General features: G+C 74.6%; 22 protein-coding genes. 15 read left to right on the top strand and 7 right to left on the bottom strand.

The genetic code is table 11. The features are described 5' to 3' along the window. Positions 1-106: 106 nt before the first annotated feature. Entirely contained in the window at positions 107-1,075 is a 969-nt protein-coding gene (locus tag E1287_RS01790; RefSeq protein ID WP_131962873.1) for an alpha/beta hydrolase, read from the top strand. Beyond that, positions 1,056-1,853 carry an enoyl-CoA hydratase/isomerase family protein gene (locus E1287_RS01785; protein WP_131962871.1) on the top strand — a complete coding sequence of 266 codons (798 nt, stop codon included), beginning with the start codon at positions 1,056-1,058 and terminating at the stop codon, positions 1,851-1,853. The genes E1287_RS01790 and E1287_RS01785 overlap by 20 nt, the downstream gene beginning before the upstream one ends. 16 nt (positions 1,854-1,869) lie before the next feature. Here E1287_RS01785 and E1287_RS01780 read toward each other — a convergent pair whose 3' ends face one another. The 3 genes from E1287_RS01780 to E1287_RS01770 all read right to left on the bottom strand — a co-directional run bounded on the left by E1287_RS01780 (position 1,870) and on the right by E1287_RS01770 (position 4,616). Next, entirely contained in the window at positions 1,870-3,051 is a 1,182-nt protein-coding gene (locus tag E1287_RS01780) for an acyl-CoA dehydrogenase family protein (RefSeq protein ID WP_131962869.1), read from the bottom strand. A gap of 72 nt (positions 3,052-3,123) precedes the next feature. Then, a complete protein-coding gene (locus E1287_RS01775; RefSeq protein ID WP_243718502.1) occupies positions 3,124-3,786 on the bottom strand; it encodes a TetR family transcriptional regulator in 663 nt (220 codons plus the stop codon). A 38-nt stretch (positions 3,787-3,824) separates the two neighbouring features. Continuing rightward, positions 3,825-4,616, bottom strand: a complete 792-nt coding sequence (locus E1287_RS01770; RefSeq protein ID WP_131962867.1) for an SDR family NAD(P)-dependent oxidoreductase — start codon at positions 4,614-4,616, stop codon at positions 3,825-3,827. A 195-nt stretch (positions 4,617-4,811) separates the two neighbouring features. Between E1287_RS01770 and E1287_RS01765 the strand changes: the two genes are divergently transcribed. After that, a complete protein-coding gene (locus tag E1287_RS01765) occupies positions 4,812-6,914 on the top strand; it encodes an AAA family ATPase (RefSeq protein WP_131962865.1) in 2,103 nt (700 codons plus the stop codon). A gap of 7 nt (positions 6,915-6,921) precedes the next feature. Here E1287_RS01765 and E1287_RS01760 read toward each other — a convergent pair whose 3' ends face one another. Next, entirely contained in the window at positions 6,922-7,500 is a 579-nt protein-coding gene (locus E1287_RS01760) for a helix-turn-helix domain-containing protein (RefSeq protein WP_131962863.1), read from the bottom strand. A gap of 140 nt (positions 7,501-7,640) precedes the next feature. Here E1287_RS01760 and E1287_RS01755 point away from each other — a divergent pair, with 140 nt between their 5' ends. Genes E1287_RS01755 through E1287_RS01745 form a run of 3 tightly spaced genes read left to right on the top strand, consistent with a single transcriptional unit; the run spans position 7,641 to position 10,329 of the window. Then, complete coding sequence (locus E1287_RS01755) at positions 7,641-8,042, top strand: nuclear transport factor 2 family protein (RefSeq protein WP_131962861.1); 402 nt, start codon at positions 7,641-7,643, stop codon at positions 8,040-8,042. Continuing rightward, positions 8,039-9,232 carry an acyl-CoA dehydrogenase family protein gene (locus E1287_RS01750; RefSeq protein WP_131962859.1) on the top strand — a complete coding sequence of 398 codons (1,194 nt, stop codon included), beginning with the start codon at positions 8,039-8,041 and terminating at the stop codon, positions 9,230-9,232. Before E1287_RS01755 ends, E1287_RS01750 begins: the two co-directional genes overlap by 4 nt. Then, positions 9,229-10,329: an acyl-CoA dehydrogenase family protein gene (locus E1287_RS01745; RefSeq protein WP_131962856.1), complete on the top strand. Its 1,101-nt coding sequence runs from the start codon at positions 9,229-9,231 to the stop codon at positions 10,327-10,329. Before E1287_RS01750 ends, E1287_RS01745 begins: the two co-directional genes overlap by 4 nt. A 22-nt stretch (positions 10,330-10,351) precedes the next feature. On the opposite strand, the gene E1287_RS01740 is transcribed toward E1287_RS01745, so the two are convergent. The 3 genes from E1287_RS01740 to E1287_RS01730 all read right to left on the bottom strand — a co-directional run bounded on the left by E1287_RS01740 (position 10,352) and on the right by E1287_RS01730 (position 12,462). Next, on the bottom strand, positions 10,352-11,191 hold the full coding sequence (locus E1287_RS01740) for a pyridoxal-phosphate dependent enzyme (RefSeq protein ID WP_131962854.1): 840 nt from the start codon (positions 11,189-11,191) through the stop codon (positions 10,352-10,354). Beyond that, positions 11,188-11,832, bottom strand: a complete 645-nt coding sequence (locus tag E1287_RS01735) for a nucleoside monophosphate kinase (RefSeq protein ID WP_131962852.1) — start codon at positions 11,830-11,832, stop codon at positions 11,188-11,190. Before E1287_RS01735 ends, E1287_RS01740 begins: the two co-directional genes overlap by 4 nt. 75 nt (positions 11,833-11,907) lie before the next feature. After that, positions 11,908-12,462 carry a universal stress protein gene (locus E1287_RS01730; protein ID WP_131962850.1) on the bottom strand — a complete coding sequence of 185 codons (555 nt, stop codon included), beginning with the start codon at positions 12,460-12,462 and terminating at the stop codon, positions 11,908-11,910. A gap of 149 nt (positions 12,463-12,611) precedes the next feature. Between E1287_RS01730 and E1287_RS01725 the strand changes: the two genes are divergently transcribed. The 9 genes from E1287_RS01725 to E1287_RS01690 all read left to right on the top strand — a co-directional run bounded on the left by E1287_RS01725 (position 12,612) and on the right by E1287_RS01690 (position 20,102). Further along, on the top strand, positions 12,612-13,109 hold the full coding sequence (locus tag E1287_RS01725) for an XdhC family protein (RefSeq protein WP_131962848.1): 498 nt from the start codon (positions 12,612-12,614) through the stop codon (positions 13,107-13,109). A gap of 182 nt (positions 13,110-13,291) precedes the next feature. After that, the gene (locus E1287_RS01720) at positions 13,292-14,269 is read left to right on the top strand and encodes a sigma-70 family RNA polymerase sigma factor (RefSeq protein ID WP_131962846.1); all 978 of its coding nucleotides are present in this window, start codon (positions 13,292-13,294) and stop codon (positions 14,267-14,269) included. A 124-nt stretch (positions 14,270-14,393) separates the two neighbouring features. Continuing rightward, complete coding sequence (pcaH, locus tag E1287_RS01715) at positions 14,394-15,077, top strand: protocatechuate 3,4-dioxygenase subunit beta (protein ID WP_131962844.1); 684 nt, start codon at positions 14,394-14,396, stop codon at positions 15,075-15,077. Then, entirely contained in the window at positions 15,077-15,643 is a 567-nt protein-coding gene (pcaG, locus tag E1287_RS01710; RefSeq protein ID WP_131962842.1) for a protocatechuate 3,4-dioxygenase subunit alpha, read from the top strand. Before pcaH ends, pcaG begins: the two co-directional genes overlap by 1 nt. After that, a complete protein-coding gene (pcaB, locus tag E1287_RS01705) occupies positions 15,633-16,841 on the top strand; it encodes a 3-carboxy-cis,cis-muconate cycloisomerase (RefSeq protein ID WP_131962840.1) in 1,209 nt (402 codons plus the stop codon). The genes pcaG and pcaB overlap by 11 nt, the downstream gene beginning before the upstream one ends. Then, positions 16,838-17,617, top strand: coding sequence for a 3-oxoadipate enol-lactonase (pcaD, locus tag E1287_RS44560; RefSeq protein ID WP_207933965.1), 780 nt, complete (start codon positions 16,838-16,840; stop codon positions 17,615-17,617). The genes pcaB and pcaD overlap by 4 nt, the downstream gene beginning before the upstream one ends. After that, positions 17,614-17,991, top strand: coding sequence for a 4-carboxymuconolactone decarboxylase (gene pcaC, locus E1287_RS46560; protein ID WP_207933964.1), 378 nt, complete (start codon positions 17,614-17,616; stop codon positions 17,989-17,991). Before pcaD ends, pcaC begins: the two co-directional genes overlap by 4 nt. Positions 17,992-18,050: 59 nt before the next feature. Beyond that, the gene (locus E1287_RS01695) at positions 18,051-18,917 is read left to right on the top strand and encodes an IclR family transcriptional regulator (protein ID WP_243718501.1); all 867 of its coding nucleotides are present in this window, start codon (positions 18,051-18,053) and stop codon (positions 18,915-18,917) included. Positions 18,918-18,944: 27 nt separating this feature from the next. Continuing rightward, the gene (locus tag E1287_RS01690) at positions 18,945-20,102 is read left to right on the top strand and encodes a 4-hydroxybenzoate 3-monooxygenase (protein WP_131962838.1); all 1,158 of its coding nucleotides are present in this window, start codon (positions 18,945-18,947) and stop codon (positions 20,100-20,102) included. Positions 20,103-20,232 lie beyond the last annotated feature (130 nt).

The following is a 20,232-nucleotide window of genomic DNA, read 5'->3' as shown; positions in this document are numbered from 1 at the left end:
CCGGGTCGGCGCACCGGCGTGGGGTTGGCGCTCCGGTGCCGGGGAAGGCGATCGGGTAGATCACGCCGCGTTCCCGCCGCGTTCGCCGCCCGCCGGAGGCCGCCGCATGCCCCTGCACCCGCAGACCGTCCGCTTCCTGGACGTCCTCGCCTCCTGGACGGCCCTGCCGCCGGGCACCGAACCGACGATCGAGGAGATGCGGGACCGGATCGGCGCGGCGTTCCCGGCCGTCCGGCGGGAGCTGCCGCACGTCCGCGACGTCGCCTTTCCCGGTCCGGGCGGGCCCGTGCCGGTGCGCGTGTACCGTCCGGCCCCTCCGGAGCGGGGCGCGCTCCCGGCGATCGTCTACCTGCACGGGGGAGGGTGGGTGCTCGGCGGCGTCGACGACGTGGACGCGCTGTGCCGCGAGCTGGCCGCGGGCACGGGCTGTGCCGTCCTGAACGTCGGGTACCGGCTCGCCCCCGAGCACCCGTTCCCCGCCGCCGTGGACGACGCGTGGGCGGTCGTCGCGTCCGCCGCACGAGAGCCGGGCCGGTGGGGCGTCCGTCCCGGGGCCGTCGCCGTGGCGGGCGACAGCGCGGGCGGGAACCTGGCGGCCGTGGTCGCGCTGCTGGCCCGCGACCGGGGCGTGCGACTCGTCCACCAGCTGCTGGTCTACCCGGTGACCGACACGGCCATGGACACCCCGAGCTGGCGGCGGTACGCCACCGGATACGGGCTGGACGCCGCCACCCTCGCCCGGTTCATGGCCCTGTACCGGGGCGGCGCGGACCCGTCCGACCCGAGGCTCGCGCCGCTGCGCGCCCCGGACCTCGCCGGGGCCGCGCCCGCGACCGTGATCACCGCGGAGTGCGACATCCTGCGCGACGAGGCGGAGGCGTACGCCCGCCGCCTCGCCGCCGCCGGGGTCCCGGTCGAGCTGCGCCGCTACGACGGCGTCGTGCACGCGTTCTTCCTGCTCCCCGAGATCTTCGACGCCGGCGCGGAGGCCATGGATTTCGCTGTGCGACGATTGCGCGCGGCGGTCGGCGAGCGGACGCGGGAGGGAGCCGGGCATGGGCGGCGGACGGTATGAGCGCTACGAGCGGCTGAAGATCGACTGGGCGGGGGAGGGCGTCCTGCGGATCGTGATCAGCACCCCGGGCAAGCTCAACGCCGTCGACCGGGCCGGGCACCGGGAGCTGGCGGAGATCTGGCGGGACGCCGACGCCGACGACGAGGTGCGGGCCGTCCTCGTCCGCGGCGAGGGGACGGCGTTCTCCGCGGGCGGCGACATCGCCATGATCGAGGAGATGATGGGCGACCACACCGCCCGCCGGAAGATCATGCGCGAGGCCCGCGACATCGTGATGAACGTGCTGAACTGCTCGAAACCGGTGGTCAGTGCCGTGCAGGGACCGGCCGTGGGCGCGGGCCTCGCGGTGGCGCTGCTGGCCGACATCTCCGTCGCGGGCCGCTCCGCGAAGATCATCGACGGGCACACGCGGCTGGGCGTGGCGGCGGGCGACCACGCCGCGATCGTCTGGCCGCTGCTGTGCGGGCTGGCGAAGGCGAAGTACTACCTGCTGCTCAACGACGTCCTCACCGGCGAGGAGGCCGAGCGGATCGGCCTGGTCTCCCTCTGCGTGGACGACGAGGACGTCCACGAGCGCGCCCTGGAGATCGCCGCCCGCCTCGCCGCCGGGCCCGCGGAGGCGCTGTCGTTCACCAAGCACGCGCTGAACAACTGGCTGCGCCTCGCCGGGCCCACGTTCGACGCGTCGCTGGCGATGGAGTTCTTCGGGTTCACCGGCCCGGACGTGCGGGAGGGCGTCGCGGCGATCCGCGAGAAGCGCCGCCCCGAGTTCGGCTGAGCGCCCGCGGGCCGCGTCAGTACGACTTGGGGAGGCCCAGCTCGTGCTGGGCGATGTGCGCCAGCACCAGCTCCTCCGCGACCGGGATGTTCTTGGCGATCCGGGCGTCGCGGAACATGCGGGCGACCGGGTACTCCAGCGAGTACGCCATGCCGCCGTAGGTCTGGAACGCGCGGTCGGCGGCCTGCCAGGCGGCGTCCGCGGCGGTGAGCTTGGCGATGTTGGCCTCCGAGCCGCACGGGCGGCCCCGGTCCCACAGCCAGGCCGCCTTGTGGGCCATCAGGCGGGCCAGCTCGACCTGCGCCTTGATCCGCGCGAGCGGGAACGCGACCGCCTGGTTCGCGCCGATCGGTTTCCCGAACGGCGCCCGCTCGGACGCGTACTCGCACGCGATCCGCAGGACCAGCTCACCGAACCCGACGCCGCTCGCCGCCGCGAGGATGCGCTCGGGGTTGAGGATGTCCCACAGGACGGCGAAACCCTGGTCGACCTCGCCGAGGACCCGGTCGGCGGGGACGCGGACCTCGTCCAGGAACACCATGTTCGACGCGACGACGTTGGTGCCGAGCTTCGGGATCGCCTGGTAGGTCAGCGTCCCGTCGGCGACGGCCTGCTTGACGTCCACCAGCAGGACGGTGAACCCGGACGTGCGGGGACGCGCCTCGGCGGCCGGGATCGTCCGGGTGACGAGCAGCATGAAGTCGGCCCGCTCCACGCCGGAGATCCAGATCTTCTGGCCGCTGACGGCGAAGCCGCCGCCGTCCCGCCGGGCCCGCGTGGAGATCGCGATGGAGTTGCTGCCCGCGTCCGGCTCGGTGATGGCGAAGCAGGTCTCGATCTCGCCGGCGGCGATCCCCGGCAGGAACTCGCGCCGCTGCGCCTCGGTGCCGTGCCGCGCGATCGTCAGCCCGCCGAACGCGGGCGTGAGCAGGTACATGAACCCCGCCGCGCCGCCCGCGCCGCCCTCGGCCAGGGCCTCCAGCGCGACCGACAGCTCCAGCAGCCCTTGCCCGCCGCCGCCGTGCTCCTCCGGGATCGCCAGCGCGTGCCAGCCGCCTCGGACGAGATCCCGCCAGATCTCCTCGGGCCAGCGCTTTTCGGCGTCGCACCGCCCCCAGTACTCCTGGTCGTACTCGCGGGCGATCGCCAGCACGCCCTCGCGCACCGCGACCGCGCTCTCCGGCAGGTCGAAGTCCACCGCGCCTCCCTCGAACTCGGTCCGCCCACCGTATCCGATTCTAGTAAGTGTCCACTGACGCCTGGAGGCGGTTCAGACGGTACCGGGGGAGTCGGCGCCGGGGCAGGGGGGTTGCGCGGGGGCGCCCATGTAGCGGGTCACGATGCGGGCGATGAAATGGGCGACCTGCTCCGGCGGGCCGGACGGCAGCATGATGTGGCTGGTGGTCAGGCGCACGGCCGCGCCGGTGATCTCGGTGAGGGCGGCGCGGTCCAGCTGCGGCCAGTGGCGCAGGGCGTGGTCGGCGATGCGGTCGCTGGCGGTGAACAGCAGCGGCTCGGCCCGTGTGGTGAGCAGCGGCAGCAGCTCGTCGCCGCCCTCCCCGGTCAGCACCGCCTTCATCAGCCGGTCGTCCGCGGACGTCTCCAGCGTGTAGGTCACCGCGGCGACCACCGCCGAGTACAGGTCGTCGTGGTCGGACAGCACCGCGTCGATGCCGTCGAGGTAGCGCTCGTTGTGGCGGATCACGACCGCCTGAGCCAGGCTCCACTTGTCGCCGAACTCGTTGTAGACGGTCTGGCGGCTCACTCCGGCGGCGGCGGCGACGTCCTGCATGCGGACGGCGCGGTAGCCGCGTTCCACGAGCAGGTCGGCGGCGGCGTCCAGCAGGGACTCGCGGACGGAACGGACGGAACGGACGGCGGTGCCCATGATGTCGTCGTGCCTCCGGGTGACGATCGTGCGGCGGGGGCGCACGTCACCATTATCACTCGCGGGCCCGGCCCGGCCACGGGTCAGGGCTGCAGGCGGTCCCGGGTCCACTCCTTGACGCCGGCGACGAACGCGTCGACGTCGGCGGCCTTGCCCGACGCCATCTCGCTGAACCAGCCCGGCACGTACTGCTCGAACCGGCCGCTGGCGAGGACGTCCAGCACGGCCGCGGCGACGTCCTGCGGGGGCAGCGCGTCGGACAGGTCGCTGAGCGGCGCCTCGTTGCGGGGCAGCGTGAACAGCTCCGTCCCGGCGATCAGCGCCGGCTGGACGACGTGGGCCCGCACGCCGGTGCCGTCCAGGTCGACCGCCATGCTCTCCCAGAACGCGGTCAGCGCCGCCTTCGACGCCGCGTAGGCCGCCTCGTGCGGCGGGCCGAGCCGCGCCGCGACCGACCCCATCGCCACCAGGTTCCCGCGCCCGCGCCTGATCATCCCGGGCAGCAGCGCCAGCGTGAGCCGCACCGGGGACAGGTAGTTGAGGCGCATCACGTCCTCGGCCTCGGCGGGGGACAGGTCCTGGACGCGGCGCCGCTTCGGCATCCCCGCGTTGTTGACCAGGATGTCCACGCCGCCGAGCGTCCGCTCGGCGTCCGCCGCGAGGTCGGCGATCCCGTCGAGGTCGGAGAGGTCGGCCGCCCACATCGCCGAGTCGGGCGCGTGCTCGCGGCACCGCGCGAGGACCTGCTCCAGCCTGTCCTTGCGCCGCGCGACGAGCCCCACCCGCGCCCCGGCCGCCGCCAGCGCCTCGGCGACGACCGCGCCGATGCCGGACGAGGCGCCCGTGACCAGCGCGGACCGTCCTGCGAGGGTCATCGGCCCGCTCCGCCCTGCCTCGTCTTCCCGGTCGGCGCCGGCGTCTTCTCGGTCTGCGTCAGCATGCCGCCCAACGTCACACACCCGGGCCCGCCCGGCAAGGCGCAGCGCCGTCCGCGGACGTCCTTGACCCGGCCCGGTAAGGTGGTGGGTTTCGCCCTCACCCACCCCTCTCGCCGCCGGAGGTCTGCGCGCATGCCCGCCGAACCCGCCCGCACCGCCGATCCCGCCCGTACCCCTGAAGCCGACGAGCCCGACGAACCCGAGCGGCCCGGTGAAGCGGCCGTCCTCGCGGCGGAGCGCGCCCATCTGGCCGAGTCTCGCGCCGCGCTGCGCCGGATGCGCGAGCACGCCCAGAGCCTGTCCGCCGACGTCGCGGCCGACTGGGTGTCCAAGCAGTTCCTGGAGTCGCTGCTCGACCAGCGCGTCGCGGCGCTCGCCGACCGCCCCGACGCGCCGCTGTTCTTCGGCCGGATGGACCGCGACGTCGCGGGCCCCGCGGACGACGACCTGCCCGCGGTCATGTACGTCGGGCGGCGGCACGTCCACGACGGCGACGAGGGCCGCCCGCTCGTGCTGGACTGGCGCGCCCCCGTGTCGCGGGCGTTCTACCAGGCCGGTCCCGCCGATCCGATGGGCTGGCGGCTGCGGCGCCGGTTCGGCTTCCAGGCCGGCGAGCTGACCGCGTTCGAGGACGAACCCCTCGACGGCGGCGGCGCTGGTGCCGGCGCGATCGGCGCGACCGGACCGTCCCGGATCCTGACCGAGGAGATCGAACGCCCCCGCACCGGCCCGATGCGCGACATCGTCGCGACCATCCAGCCGGAGCAGGACGTGATCGTCCGCGCCGACCTGCCCCGGACCGTGTGCGTGCAGGGCGCGCCCGGCACCGGAAAGACCGCCGTCGGCCTGCACCGCGCCGCGTACCTGCTGTTCACGCACCGGGAGCGGCTGTCGCGGTCCGGAGTGCTGATCGTCGGCCCGAACCGGGCGTTCCTCGCCTACATCTCGGCCGTCCTGCCCGCGCTCGGCGAGGTCAGGGTGGAGCAGGCCACGATCGACGACCTGCTCGGCGCGCCCACGGCCGACGAGCCCGCGCGGGTCGCGGCGCTGAAGGGCGAGGCGCGGATGGCGGACGTGCTCCGCAAGGCGCTGTGGCTGCACGTCCGCAAGCCCGAGGACGGTCTCGTCTTCACCCGCGGCTCCGCCCGTTTCCGGCTCGCCGCCCACGAGGTCAGGGAGATCGCCGCCGCGCTGCGCGGCACGACCCGGTACGGCAGCGGCCGCGCCGCGTTCGCGCAGCGGCTCGCCCACCAGATCCTCGTGCTGATGGAGCGGCGCGGCGAGGCGCCCGACGACCGCGTCCAGGACCAGGTCGCGCGCAGCAAGCCCGTCAAGCAGATCCTGGACGAGGTGTGGCCGAAGCTGACCCCCGAGCAGGTCCTGCACCGGCTGCTCGCGGACGCCGACTTCCTGCGGAGGGCCGCCAAGGGCGTCCTCGACGAGGGCGAGCAGGACGCCATCCGGTGGGCCAAGCCCGCCCGCTCCCACCGCTCGGCCAGATGGACCGCCGCCGACCGCGCCCTGCTGGACGAGCTGAACGACCTCATCGAGCGCACCGCCTCACTCGGGCACCTGGTCGTGGACGAGGCGCAGGACCTGTCGGCCATGCAGCTGCGGGCGCTGGGCCGCCGCTGCGGGACGGGCTCGGCGACCGTTCTCGGCGACATCGCGCAGGGCACCACCGCCTGGTCGGCGCGGTCCTGGACGGACGTCCTCACCCATCTCGGGCAGGACGGGGACGTCACCGAGCTGACCCTCGGGTTCCGCGTGCCCGGCACCGTCCTGGACTACGCGGCCCGGCTGCTCCCGCACGTCGCGCCGGCGCTGGAGCGGCCGCGCTCGCTGCGTCCCGGGCCGGGGGCGCTGGAGATCCGGCGCGTCGCCGACCCGGTCGCGGCGGCCGTCGACGCCGCCCGCGAGGCCCTCGGCCGTCCCGGATCGGTCGGGCTGATCGTTCCGGACGCCGCCGCGGACGCGCACGCCGCCGCGCTCCGCGCCGCGGGCGTCGACCACGAGATCCTCGGGCCCGAGTCCGACGGCGCCGCCCGCCTGCTCGTCATCCCGGCGACCCTCGCCAAGGGCCTGGAGTACGACCACGTGCTCGTCGCCGAGCCCGCCGCCATCGCCGCCGCCGAGGCGCGCGGCCTGGCCCGCCTGTACGTCGTGCTGACCCGCGCCGTCACGTCCCTGACGATCCTGCACCGCGACGACCTTCCCGCGGAGCTGGCGTCCTGACCCGGCGTCACGGCCGGGGGCGGAGCCCGTCGAAGGCGAACCTGAGGACGTCCTCGTGCGCCCCGGCGCGCGCCGCCGCGTAGGACATGCCCGCCAGCAGCGCCATGACCTCGGCCGCGCCCACGTCCGCGCGGACGGCGCCCGCCTCCTGCGCGCGCTCCAGCAGCGCCCCGAGCGCCGCCTCCAGGTCGGGCCCCGCCCGCCCGGCGGCCGCACGCGCGTCCGCGCCCGTTCTCGCGCCCGCCTCGGCCAGCGCCTCCGTCACGGCCTGCTCGGCCGCCGCCCGCGCCACCACCCGCGTGAAGAACCCGAAGAACGCCGCACCGGCGTCGTCGGCCGTCCGCAGGCCCTCGGCCTCGGCCGCGAGCCGCTCCAGCAGGGCGACCAGGACGGCCTCCAGCAGCGACTCCTTGGTCGGGAAATGCCGGAACACGGTCCCGATCCCGACGCCCGCCTTCCGCGCGACCTCTTCGGTGGAGGCCGAGGTCCCCCGGACGGCGAAGACCTCCTCCGCCGCGGCGAGGACCTTCGCGCGGTTGCGCACCGCGTCGGCGCGAAGCGGCCTCCCGGACGGGGATGACGTCATCGCAGCCTTCCGTTGACCCGAGTGCCCGATTAGAACCGAGTACCCAGTTTTGACCCGAGTGCCCATTGAGCCGGTGACCGGTTGAGTCGCGGCTCCGATATCTTCTTCCGGAGCACGAAGTCCGATTCTAGGGGAGGGACATGTCCGAGTTCGCCAGCCCCCGGGCCGTCTTCCAGCGGCTGATCGACGGGGTGACGGCGCGGCGGCCCGACGCGCTGCCGCGCCTGTACGCGGAGGACGCGGTGGTCGTGCACCCGCTCGCCCGTCCCGCCTCCCGGCTGGAGGGCCGTGAGGCCCTGCGCGAGCACTTCGCCCGGCTGGAGACGCTGCCGGTGGAGATGACGGCGCGCAACGTCGTCGTCCACCAGACCGCCGACCCCGAGGTGATCGTCGCGGAGTTCGAGTACGAGGGACGCAACACCGAGACGGGGCGCGCGTTCGTCGTGCCCAACATCTTCGTCCTGCGGGTCCGGGACGGCCGCATCGTCGAGTCCCGCGACTACGCCCGCCCCGACGCCTTCGACGAGGCGCTCGCGCTGTGAGCGCGCCACCGCCCGACGCGAGCGCGCTGGAACGGCTGGTCGACGGGTTCCTCGCGGCGCACGACCCCGCGGCGATGGAGCCGGTGGAGTTCCTGCGGGCCCGGTTCGACGCCGGCCTCGCCTGGGTCCACTACCCGGAGGGGCTCGGCGGGCTCGGCGCGCCGCGCGCCCTGCAGCCCGCCGTCGACCGGCGGTTCGCCGCCGCCGGGGCGCCGGCCAACCATCCCGAGCGCAACGCCATCGGGCTCGGCATGGCCGCGCCGACGATCGCCGCGTTCGGCACCGGGGAGCAGAAGCGCCGCTTCCTGCGCCCGCTCTGGACCGGCGAGGAGCTGTGGTGCCAGCTGTTCAGCGAGCCGGGCGCCGGGTCCGACCTCGCCGCGCTCGCCACCCGCGCCGTCCGCGACGGCGACGCCTGGACGGTCACCGGCCAGAAGGTCTGGACGTCCATGGCGCACGAGGCGCGCTGGGCGATCATCGTCACCCGCACCGACCCCGGCGTCCCCAAGCACCGCGGCATGACGTACTTCATCTGCGACATGACCGCGCCCGGCGTCGAGGTCCGGCCGCTGCGGCAGATCACCGGCGAGGCCGAGTTCAACGAGGTCTTCCTCACCGACGTGCGGATCCCCGACGAGCACCGCCTCGGCGACGTCGGCCAGGGCTGGCAGGTCGCCACGACCACGCTGATGAACGAGCGCGTCGCGATCGGCGGCCACGCCGCGCCGCGCGAGAGCGGCATGATCGGCGTCGCCGCCGCGCTCTGGCGCGACCGTCCCGAACTGCGCACCCCCGGCCTGCACGACGCGCTGATGCGCGCGTGGGTGCGGACCGAGGCCGCCCGCCTCACCGGGGAGCGGCTCCGGCAGCAGCTCACCGCCGGACGGCCCGGCCCCGAGGGATCGGGCGTCAAGCTGGCGTTCGCCGGGCTCAACCAGGAGGTGTCCGGCCTGGAGCTGGACATCCTCGGCGAGGACGGCCTGCGCTACGACGACTGGACCATGCGCCGTCCGACCGAGGTCGACTTCACCCGCCGCTCGCCCGGCTACCGCTACCTGCGCGCCAAGGGCAACTCCATCGAGGGCGGCACCTCGGAGATCCTGCGCAACATCATCGCCGAGCGCGTCCTCGGCCTGCCCGGCGAGATCCGGGTCGACAAGGACGTGCCGTGGAAGGACCTGCCGAAGTGAGCGACTTCGCACGCGACCTGCTGTACGGCGAGATCGAGAACGACCTGCGGGCGAGCGTGCGCGACGTGCTCGGCGACAAGGCGCCCTGGACGTCCGTCCTCGCCGGGACCGAGAAGGACGACCCGTACGACGCGGCGCTGTGGCGGGCCGTCGCCGCCGGGCTCGGCTGCGCCGGGCTGCCCGTCCCGGAGGAGCTCGGCGGCGCGGGCGCGACCTGGCGCGAGACCGCCGTCGTGATGGAGGAGCTCGGCCGCTTCGCCGCGCCCGTCCCCTTCCTGACCAGCGCGGTCGTCGCGACGGCCGCGCTGATGGCCGCCGGGGAGCGCGACCTGCTCGCCCGCCTCGCCACCGGGGAGGCGATCGCCGTGCTGGCCGTCCCGTTCAGCGCCGCACCCGGCGACGAGACGGCCGTCACCGTCCGGGCGGACGGCGGGACGCTGACGGGCGAGGTCACCAGCGTCGCGGACGGGATGGCCGCCGACGTCCTGCTGGTCCCGGCCGGTGGCGGGCTCTACGCCGTGGACGCCGCCGCCGCCCGCCGCACCGCCGTGACCTCCCTGGACATGACGCGCCGCCTCGCCGACGTCGCCTTCTCCGCCGCCCCCGCCCGCCGCGTCGCCGAAGGGACCGGGGCCGTCCGCGCCGCGCTGCTGACCGGCGCGGCGATGCTGGCCTCCGAGCAGCTCGGGCTGGCCGAACGGTGCCTGGACGACACCGTCGCCTACGTCAAGACCCGCTACCAGTTCGGGCGGCCGGTCGGCTCCTACCAGGGCCTCAAGCACCGCCTCGCCGACCTGTGGACGTCCGTCACCCAGGCCCGCGCGGTCGCCCGCCACGCCGCGTCGTGCCTCGCCGCGCACCCGGCCGCCGGGGACGAGGACGCGCCGATCGCGGTCGCCGTGGCCCAGGCGCACTGCTCGGAGGTCGCGGTCAAGGCCGCCGAGGAATGCGTGCAGATGCACGGCGGCATCGGCTTCACCTGGGAGCATCCGGCGCACCTCTACCTGAAGCGCGCCAAGGCCGACGCGATCGCCCTCGGCACCCCCGACCGGCACCGCACCGCCCTGGCCGGGCTGGTCAATCTGCCGCCAGCCTGACGCGCACGGCCCGACCCGCTGATCAGCCGGTGATGACGGCCAGGATCCGCGTGCCCTCCCGGAATTCGCCGCGTTCGGCCAGGGCGAGGACGCCGGACATCATCTTCGCGGTGTAGATCCGGTCGAGGACGATCCCGTGCCGCTCGGCGAAGTCGTCGATGAAGGCGTCCAGCTCCGGCGTCCTCTTGGCGTACCCGCCGAAGTGGAAGCCGTGTTCGACGCGCCAGGCCCCCCGCCGTCCGCCGTAGGTCTCGCGCTGGAGACGCTCCACCTCGCCGTCCATGAAGCCGCCCTTCAGGACGGAGAAGCCCAGAGCGCGCTGGCCCGGCCCGAGCCCGGCGGCCAGGCCCGCGAGCGTCCCGCCCGTCCCGCACGGGCAGCACACGACGTCGTAGCCGGGAACCTCCTCGCCCAGCTCCTCGCAGCCCCGGACGGCCGGCGCGTTGCTCCCGCCCTCCGGCAGAAGGTAAAAATCACCCCAATCCCGGCGCAGCGCGGCGAGAACGTCAGGCTCGTGCTTGCGGCGGTAGGACGCGCGGTCCAGGTAGGTCAGGCGCATGCCCATCCGCTCGGCGAAGGCCAGCGAATCGTTCAGCGGCCGGTGCTCCTCGCCGCGGATCACCCCGATGGTCGCGAACCCGAAGATCTTCCCGGCCGCCGCCGTGGCCCGGACGTGGTTGGAGTAGGCGCCGCCGAACGTCAGGACCGTCCCGGCCTCCCGCGCGGGACCGAGGTTGTGCTTGAGCTTCCGCCACTTGTTCCCGGGCAGCTCCGGGTGGATCAGATCGTCCCGCTTCAGGAACAGCCGCAGGCCCCGCCGGGCGAACCGGTCGTCCGCCACCTCGACGACCGGGGAGATCACCGCGGCGGCGGCAGCCGGAGCCGGTCGCGGAGCGCCCGCTGCACCTCGTGGACGCCGGGCCGCGCGTCCACGGTCACCACGTACTCCTTGCGGCCGAACAGGTCCAGGATCGGGTCGGTCTTCTCGTGGTACAGCCGGAGCCGCTCGGCCAGCGCCTCCTCCGTGTCGTCCTCCCGCGCCGTCAGGTCGCCGCCGCACACGTCGCAGCGGCCCTCCTCGGTCGGACGGTCGTTGATCAGGTTGTAGTCCATCCCGCACCGGGAGCAGAGCCGCCGGGCCAGGACGCGGCGCCGGACCTCCCCGTCCGGAAGGTCCAGATGGATCACGCCGTCGATGTCGTAGCCCTCCAGGAAGAACTCCGTCTGCCTGCGGTTGCGCGGGAACCCGTCGATCACGAACCCGTAGTTCCAGTCGTGCTGGTCGAGGCGGTCCCGGACGACGCCCTCCACCAGGTCGTCGCCGACCAGCTCGCCCGCCGCCATGATGCGCCGCACCTGCGCGCCGAGCTTCGTGTGGCTCTTGACGTGCCACCGGAAGATGTCCCCGACGCTGATGTGCACGATGTCCAGGTCCCGCGCGAGCAGCGCCGACTGCGTCCCCTTGCCGCTGCCGAGCGGGCCGATGATGACGTACTTGCGCATGCGCAGAGCCTATGCGGCCCGCCCCGGCGCCCGGTCAGCGCGGCAGGCCCTGCTCAGCGCGGCAGGCCCTGCTCATCAGCGCGGCAGGCGCAGGCGGCGGCCCAGCCGGCGGAACCGGGAGTCGGGGACGTGCTCGGGCGTCTCGTCCCGCGCGGTCAGGCACTCCAGCAGCAGGTCGAACGCGGGCGGGCGGACGCACACCAGCGTCGCTCTGGCCCGCCGCGCGCAGTGCAGCCGCACCGACGGGCGCAGCAGCCGCGAGAACACGCTCCGCGTGCCGTGCCCGACGACGAGGATGTCGTCGTCGCCCGCCAGCCGCACCAGCGTCGCGCCCGGCTCGCCGACCAGCGCCAGCGCCGTCAGCTCCAGGCCGTCCGGCGGGCCGTCGCTCACCTCCGCGAGCAACCGCGCGATCAGCTCGGCGCCGGACCCGCGCAGCGCCTCGGTGATGCCGCAGCCGAGCTGCCCGGCCGCCGACACGTGCGGCGGCAGCGGCGCGGCGTGGGCGACCAGCAGCGGCAGCCTCCGCAGCCGCGCCTCGCCGATCGCCCAGGAGAGGGCGCAGCGGGCGCCCGCGGAGTCGTCGACACCCACCACCACGCGGGGGCCGCCCTCCGGTCTCGCGATCACGGTCCCTCCCGAGGCCGCCGGTTGATGTGCAGTCTAGGGTGCAGGCATACCCGCCTCGACGGAAGTGTTTCGCGTTGGGGAAACACCGGTTTCCCCAAAATGAACGGGCCCGCTTTACCGCCCGCCGCCCAGGACGGCAGACTTCCGGTATGGGCACACCGCACGCGAACGACACCTCCTGCGCCGTCGCGCACGGCGACGCCGCGCCCGCGGCGCAGGAGCGGACGCTGGTCGCGGTCTTCGCGGGCGCCGTCGCCGACCACCTGCTGCGCTACGGAGCCGACCTCGGCTACCGCACGTTCCTCGTCGACCCCGACAAGGACCGGGACGGCGCGGCCGACCTGCCGTCCCTCGACGCGACCGCGGACGTCGTCGTCACCGACCACCACCGCCCAGAGCTCGGGCCCGTCCTGCGGGACGTGCTGACCCAGCCCGTCCGGTGGGTCGGCGTCATGGGCAACCCCCGCCACCCCGCCCCGCACATCCCGGCGCTCACCGAGCTCGGCGTCCCGGCCGCCGACATCGCCCGGGTGCACCGCCCCATCGGCCTGAACATCGGGTCCCGCACCCCGGCGGAGATCGCCATCGCGACCCTCGCCGGGCTGATCGCCGACCGCAACGGCCGGCCCGGCGGATTCGAGTTCTGACGCATCCCTCCCGCGGCCTCGCCCGGAGCCGCGGGTTCGGCGGTGGACGCGCTGGTCGAAGCGTAGAATGGTGCGGGTTTTACACGTTCTGTCGGTGGGCTCGCCTACGGTCGGAGGCGACGGGCGCCCGTCGGCCCCACGCCCGTCCGAGCGACGACGCCGAACGAAGGTGACGACCAGCCATGTCGAACAGCACCATCGAGACAGACCGCGACTTCCAGGAACTCGCCGACCCGTACCGGCGCGAGCTGCTGGCGCACTGCTACCGGATGCTCGGCTCCATGCACGACGCCGAAGACCTCGTGCAGGAGACCTATCTGCGGGCGTGGCGCTCGTACGAGAACTTCGAGGGGCGGTCCTCGCTGCGGACGTGGCTGTACCGGATCGCCACGAACGTGTGCCTGACCGCGATCGACCAGCGCGGCAACCGGCCCATGCCGTCCGGGCTCGGGGCGCCGAGCGACGAGCCGGAGCGGCCCGTGGTCGCCTCCCCGGAGGTGCCGTGGCTGGAGCCCGTGCCCGACGCCGTCCTCGGCGCCGACGCCGCCGACCCGGCCACGATCGTCGCCGCCCGCGAGAGCACCCGGCTGGCGTTCGTCGCGGCGCTGCAGCATCTGCCCGCCAAGCAGCGGGTCGTGCTGATCCTGCGGGACGTCCTGAAGTGGCGGGCCGCGGAGGTCGCCGAGCTGCTCGACACCTCCACCGCCGCCGTCAACAGCGCGCTGCAGCGGGCGCGGGCGCAGCTGGAGGAGAACCAGCCTCTGCGCGACGAGCTCGTCGAGCCGACCGACCCGGCGCAGCGCGATTTCCTCGAACGCTACGCCAAGGCGTTCGAGGACGCCGACATCTCGGGCCTCATCGAGCTGTTCAAGAAGGACGTCATCTGGGAGATGCCGCCCCACCTCGACTGGTTCGTCGGCGCCGAGAACGTCATCCGGCTCATCCGCACGCAGTGCGCGCCCTCGCCGGGCGACATCCGGATGGTGCCGTCCGCCGCGAACGGGCAGCCCGCGTTCGGGCTCTACATGCGCGGCGACGACGGCGTGCACCGCGCCTACCAGCTCCAGGTCGTCAGCCTCACCGGCGACGGCGTCTCGCACGTCTCCGCGTTCTTCGACACGAGCCTGTTCGCCCATTTCGGGCTGGCCGAGGCGCTCTGAACCGCCCCCTTTCCACTGAGCGGAAACCCCCGCCCGGCGCACGGGACGCCGGCTGCCAGGGTGGAAGACGAGCGGCGCCGGCACGACGGCCGGAGCCGCGCCGCCGAGTGGGAATGGGAGGCACATGGACGAGGTCGTGGCGTCGCCGCACCCCCCGTACCTGTACCCGGGGTACAAGAGCACCGTGCTCCGCGCCCCCGCGCAGGAACTGATCATGCCGAAGCTCGGCCCGGACAGCGTCGAGCTGACCTCGCCGGTCTTCGGGCACCAGGAGCTCGGCCGGCGGGACTTCGACCTCACCGTCCAGCACCCCGGCGAGCCGCTCGGCGAGCGGATCGTCGTGACCGGCCGCGTGCTCGACGCCGCGGGCCGTCCGGTGCGGGGCGCGCTGGTCGAGGTGTGGCAGGCGAACGCGGCGGGCCGGTACCCGCATCTCGGCGACCTCCACCCCGCGCCGCTCGACCCGAACTTCACCGGCGCCGGACGCTGCCTCACCGATGACGACGGCCGTTACCGCTTCATCACGATCAAGCCCGGCGCCTACCCGTGGGGCAACCACCACAACGCGTGGCGGCCCGCGCACATCCACTACTCGGTGTTCGGGACGGCGTTCACGCAGCGGCTCGTCACGCAGATGTACTTCCCCGGCGACCCGCTGTTCCCCTACGACCCGATCTTCCAGTCGATCCCCGGCGAGCGGGACCGCGAGAAGCTGATCGCCCGGTTCGACATGGACACCACCGAACCGGAGTGGGCGCTCGGCTACCAGTGGGACATCGTCCTCGGCGACACCCCGATGGAGGCGTGATGACGACCCCGTCCCCGACCGGCGTCTCGCCGGTGACGCCTTCGCAGACCGTGGGCCCGTTCTTCGGGTACGCGCTGCCCTACGAGGCCGGGCCGGAGGTCGTGCCGGGCTGGCGGCCGGACGCGATCCGCGTCCGCGGCCGGGTCCTCGACGGCGCGGGCGAGCCGGTGCCGGACGCGCTGCTGGAGATCTGGCAGGCCGACGAGACCGGCGAGATCCCGCGGCGGCCGGGCGGCATCGTCCGCGCCGGGCACGACTTCTCCGGGTTCGGGCGGTGCGGCACCGACGCGGGCGGCGGCTACTGGTTCAGCACCGTCAAGCCCGGCGCGATCGGCGCCGGCGCGCCCTACATCGCCGTCCTCGTCTTCGCCCGCGGGCTGCTCAAGCCCGTCTTCACCCGGCTGTACTTCCCCGAGGACGAGGCCGCGCACGCGCGGGACCCGCTGCTCGGCGACGTCCCGGACGAGCGGCGCGGCACCCTGATCGCCGAGCGCGAGGGGGAGCGGCGGTACCGTTTCGACATCCACCTGCAAGGGGAGCGGGAGACGGTCTTCCTTGGCTTCTGACGAACACGGCACGCCCGGCGCGTCCGGCGAAGCGGCGGTCTCGCCGGACGCGGGGCTGCTGTCCCCGGTCCGCGCGGGGACGGAGGCCGAGCCCGCCACGAGCGACCTCGCCTACCTGGCGGCGATGCTGGACGCCGAGGCCGCCCTCGCCCGCGCGCAGGCCCGGCTCGGCATCGTCCCCGCGGACGCGGCCGACACGATCGCCGCCGCCGCCGACCCGGCCCGGTTCGACCTGGCGGATCTGGCGCTCCGGGCACGCGGCGCGGGCAACCCCGTCGTGCCGCTCGTCGCCGACCTGCGGCGGCTCGCGGGGACGGCGGGCGAGCACGTCCACAAGGGCGCGACCAGCCAGGACATCGTCGACACCGGCGCCATGCTCGTCGCGGCCCGGACCAGGCGCGTCGTCCTCGCCCATCTCGACCGGGCACTGGACGCGCTGGCCGGGCTCGCGGCGCGGTACCGCGACACCCCGATGGCGGCCCGCACGCTCGGCCGGCAGGCGCTGCCGACGACGTTCGGCGCGAAGGCCGCGAACTGGCTGATCGGCTGCCTGGACGCCCGCGAGCGGCTCGCCGCCGTGGTCCTGCCGGTGCAGCTCGGCGGCCCGGCCGGGACGCTCGACGCCTACGGGGACCGGGCGCTCGACCTGGTCGCCGCCTACGCGGACGAGACGGGGCTGGCGGCCCCCGTCCTGCCGTGGCACACCCGCCGCACGCCGGTCGTGGACCTCGCGGCGGCGCTGGCGCTGGTCGCGGGCGCGCTCGGCAAGATCGCCACCGATGTGTGGCTGCTGTCGCAGAGCGAGATCGGGGAGGTCGCCGAGGCGGCCGGGCCGGGGAAGGGCGGGTCGTCGTCGATGGCGCACAAGCGCAACCCGGCGCTGTCCACGCTGATCCGCTCCGCCGCGCTGCAGGTCCCGGCGCAGGTCCAGGTGCTGCTCGCCGCGCAGGCCGCGCCGCACGAGCGTCCGGCGGGGGAGTGGCACGCGGAGTGGCAGCCGCTGCGCGAGTGCCTGCGCCTCACCGGCGGCGCGGCGGAGACGGCCGCCGACCTGGTGGACGGCCTGGAGGTGTCCACGGAGCTGATGCGCGCCGACCTCGACGACCTGCTGGACGTCCTCGGCGACGATCCCGGCACGGGCGCCGCCGCCGTCCTCGTCGGCCGGGCCCTCGACGCCTACCGCAGGAGCCGCGCGTGACCGGGGCGAGACCGCCGCGCCACCGCCTGGACGGCCCGGCGGACGCGCCCGTCGTCGTCCTGGGCCCGTCCCTCGGCACGTCCATGGACCTGTGGCTGCCGCAGCTGCCCACCCTGACCCGGACGTGGCGCGTCCTGCGCTACGACCTGCCCGGCCACGGGAACGAGCCGCCGCCGGACGCCCCGTTCACTGTCGAGGACCTCGCCGACGGGATCACGCGCCTGCTGGACGACCTCGGCGTCGACCGGGCGGCCTACGCGGGCGTGTCGCTCGGCGGGGCCGTCGGCACGGCGCTCGCGCTGCGCGCCCCCGACCGCGTCGCCGGGCTGATCCTGTGCTGCACGTCGCCGCGCTTCGGCGAGCCCGGGCCGTGGCGGGAGCGGGCGGCGCTCGTCCGCCGCGAGGGCGTCGGGCCGGTGGCGGACACGGCGGCCGGACGCTGGTTCACGCCGTACTTCACCGGCGCCGGCCCGTACGTGGCGATGCTCCGCGCGACCGACCCCGCGGGCTACGCGGCCTGCTGCGACGCCCTCGCCGGGTTCGACGCCACCGACCGCCTCGGCGGGATCACCGCGCCGACCCTGGTGATCGCCGGCGCCCAGGACGGGCCGACCCCGCCGGACGGCCACGCCCGCAGGCTCGCCGCCGGTATCCCGGACGCCCGCCTGACGATCATCGACGGCGCGGGCCACCTCGCGAACGTGGAGCGGCCCGGCCCGGTCACCGAGGCGATCACCGAGCACCTCGACCGCACACGGAAGGAGACCGGCCCATGACCGACGCGGAGCGGCACGCGCAGGGCATGAAGACCCGCCGCGAGGTCCTCGGCGACGCGCACGTCGACCGCGCCGAGGCCCGCAAGGACGACTTCACCGCCGACTTCCAGGACATGATCACCCGGTACGCGTGGGGCGAGATCTGGAGCCGCCCCGGCCTGGACCGCAAGACCCGCAGCTGCGTCACGCTGACCGCGATGGTCGCGGGCGGGCACCTGGAGGAGCTGGCGATGCACGTGCGGGCCGCGCTCCGCATCGGGCTGACCCGCGAGGAGATCAAGGAGGTGCTCCTGCAGACGGCGATCTATTGCGGGGTCCCCGCCGCGAACTCGGCGTTCGCCGTCGCCCAGCGGGTACTCACCGAGCAGGAGTGACGGGCGGACGGGCCCGTGCGGCGACGCTTCGGGCGGTGACGGCGTGGACGGTGGACGGCGTGGGAGCTGACCGGGCGAACGACGCGACCGGCGCGAAGGGCGCGACCGGCGCGAAGGGCGCGGCCGGCGCGGGCGGCGCGCGGCCGGTGAGCGTGGCGGGCAAGGTCATGGCCATCCTGAACGCGTTCGCGCAGGGCGGCGTCCGGCTGAACCTGAGCGAGATCTGCCGCCGGTCCGGGCTGCCCCTCGCCACCGGCCACCGCCTCGTCGGCGAGCTGGTCGCGGGCGGGTTCCTGGAGCGGATCCCGGACGGCACCTACCGCATCGGCACCCGGCTCTGGCGGATCGGCAGCCAGGCCCCCGCCGTCATGGGCCTGCGCGAGCTGGCGCTCCCGCACATGGAGGACCTCTACGAGGCCACGCACGACAACGTCCAGCTCGGCGTCCTGCGCGACGACCGCGTGCTGATCGTGGAGCGGCTGCGCGGCACCCGCTCGGTGCCGGTCGTGACGCAGGTCGGGCGGACGCTGCCGCTGCACACCACCGGCGTCGGGAAGGTGCTGCTGGCCTACGCGCCGCCGGACGTCCGGGAGAAGGTCCTGCGCGGCGGCCTGGACCGGCACGCCCGGCGCTCGATCACCGACCCGGACGAGCTGCGCCGCTCGATCGAGCAGGTCCGCCGCTCCGGATACGCGCTGACCCGCGACGAGATGACGCTCGGCGCGTCGTCCGTCGGCGCCCCGGTGCGGGACGGCGCGGGCGACGTCGTCGCGGCGATGTCGCTGGTCTCCGGCACCCGCGGCGCCGACCTGCGCCGCCTGCTGCCGCCGCTGACGACGGCCGTGCGCGCGCTCTCCCGCGACGTGGCGGCCCACTGGCACGGCGGCCCCGACATGTTCTCCACCGAGCGCGACACCGGCGCCTGAACCCCCCGGACGAGGAGAAGAAGAGCGATGCGCACCCAGGTCGCGATCATCGGCGGCGGGCCCGCGGGCCTGCTGCTGTCCCGGCTGCTCCACCTGCAGGGGATCGACTCGGTCGTCCTGGAGAGCCGGGACCGCGACTACGTCGAGCACCGGCAGCGCGCCGGGATGCTGGAGCAGGGCACGACCGACGCGCTGCGCGACAGCGGCGTCGGGGAGCGGCTCGACCGGGAGGGGCTCGTCCACCACGGGCTTGAGCTGCGGTTCGGCGGCGCCGGGCACCGCGTCCCGCTGACCGATCTCACCGGCCGGACGGTGACCGTCTACGCCCAGACCGAGATCGTCAAGGACCTCGTCGCCCGGCGGCTGGCGGACGGCGGCGACGTCCGGTTCGAGGCCGAGGTCGTGGACCTGGACGCGTCCGCGCCCCGCGTGACCTACCGCAGCGGCGGCGAGACCCGCACCCTCGACTGCGACTACATCGCGGGCTGCGACGGGTTCCACGGCGTCAGCCGCCCCGCGGTGCCGGGGCTGCGGACGTTCTCGCGCGACTACCCGTTTGCGTGGCTCGGGATCCTCGCCGACGTGCGGCCGTCCACCGAGGAGCTGATCTACGCCCACCACGACCGCGGCTTCGCGCTGCACAGCCTGCGCTCGTCCACCGTCAGCCGCCTGTACCTGCAGGTGCCGCCGGACGAGGACATCGCCGCCTGGTCCGACGCCCGCATCTGGGACGAGCTGGCCGCCCGGTTCGCCACCGACGACGGCTGGAAGCTGCACGAGGGCCCGATCACCGACCGGTCGATCACGCCGATGCGCAGCTTCGTGGCCGAGCCGATGCGGCACGACCGGCTGTTCCTCGCCGGGGACGCGGGCCACATCGTCCCGCCGACCGGGGCGAAGGGCCTCAACCTCGCCGTGTCCGACGTGATCATCCTGGCGCGGGCGCTGGCCGAGCGGTACGCCACGGGCTCGGAGACGCTGCTGGACGGCTACTCCGACGCGTGCCTGCGGCGCGTCTGGCGGGCCGAGCACTTCTCCTACTGGATGACGACGCTCCTGCACGCCGACCCGGCCGCGAGCGCGTTCGAGCGGCGGCTCCAGCGCGCCCACCTGGACTACGTGGTGTCGTCGGAGGCCGCCTCCGCGTCGCTGGCGGAGAACTACGTCGGACTGCCCCTCGAATAGGGGTCTGACCTGCGACGGAGCGGGTAGGACGGCCGCGTCGGCGGGCAATGAGATGCATCTCACCTAAATTGGCAGCATCTGAAATTCTGCCGGGAAGGCAAGTTCGGTCTACCGTGGGCCCGTGACGGGT

The sequence above is a fragment of the Actinomadura sp. KC06 genome, from assembly GCF_004348735.1.
Lineage (GTDB): Bacteria > Actinomycetota > Actinomycetes > Streptosporangiales > Streptosporangiaceae > Spirillospora.
The sequence above is the reverse complement of the archived record's forward strand: the minus strand, read 5'-3'. Positions and strand labels throughout refer to the sequence as shown.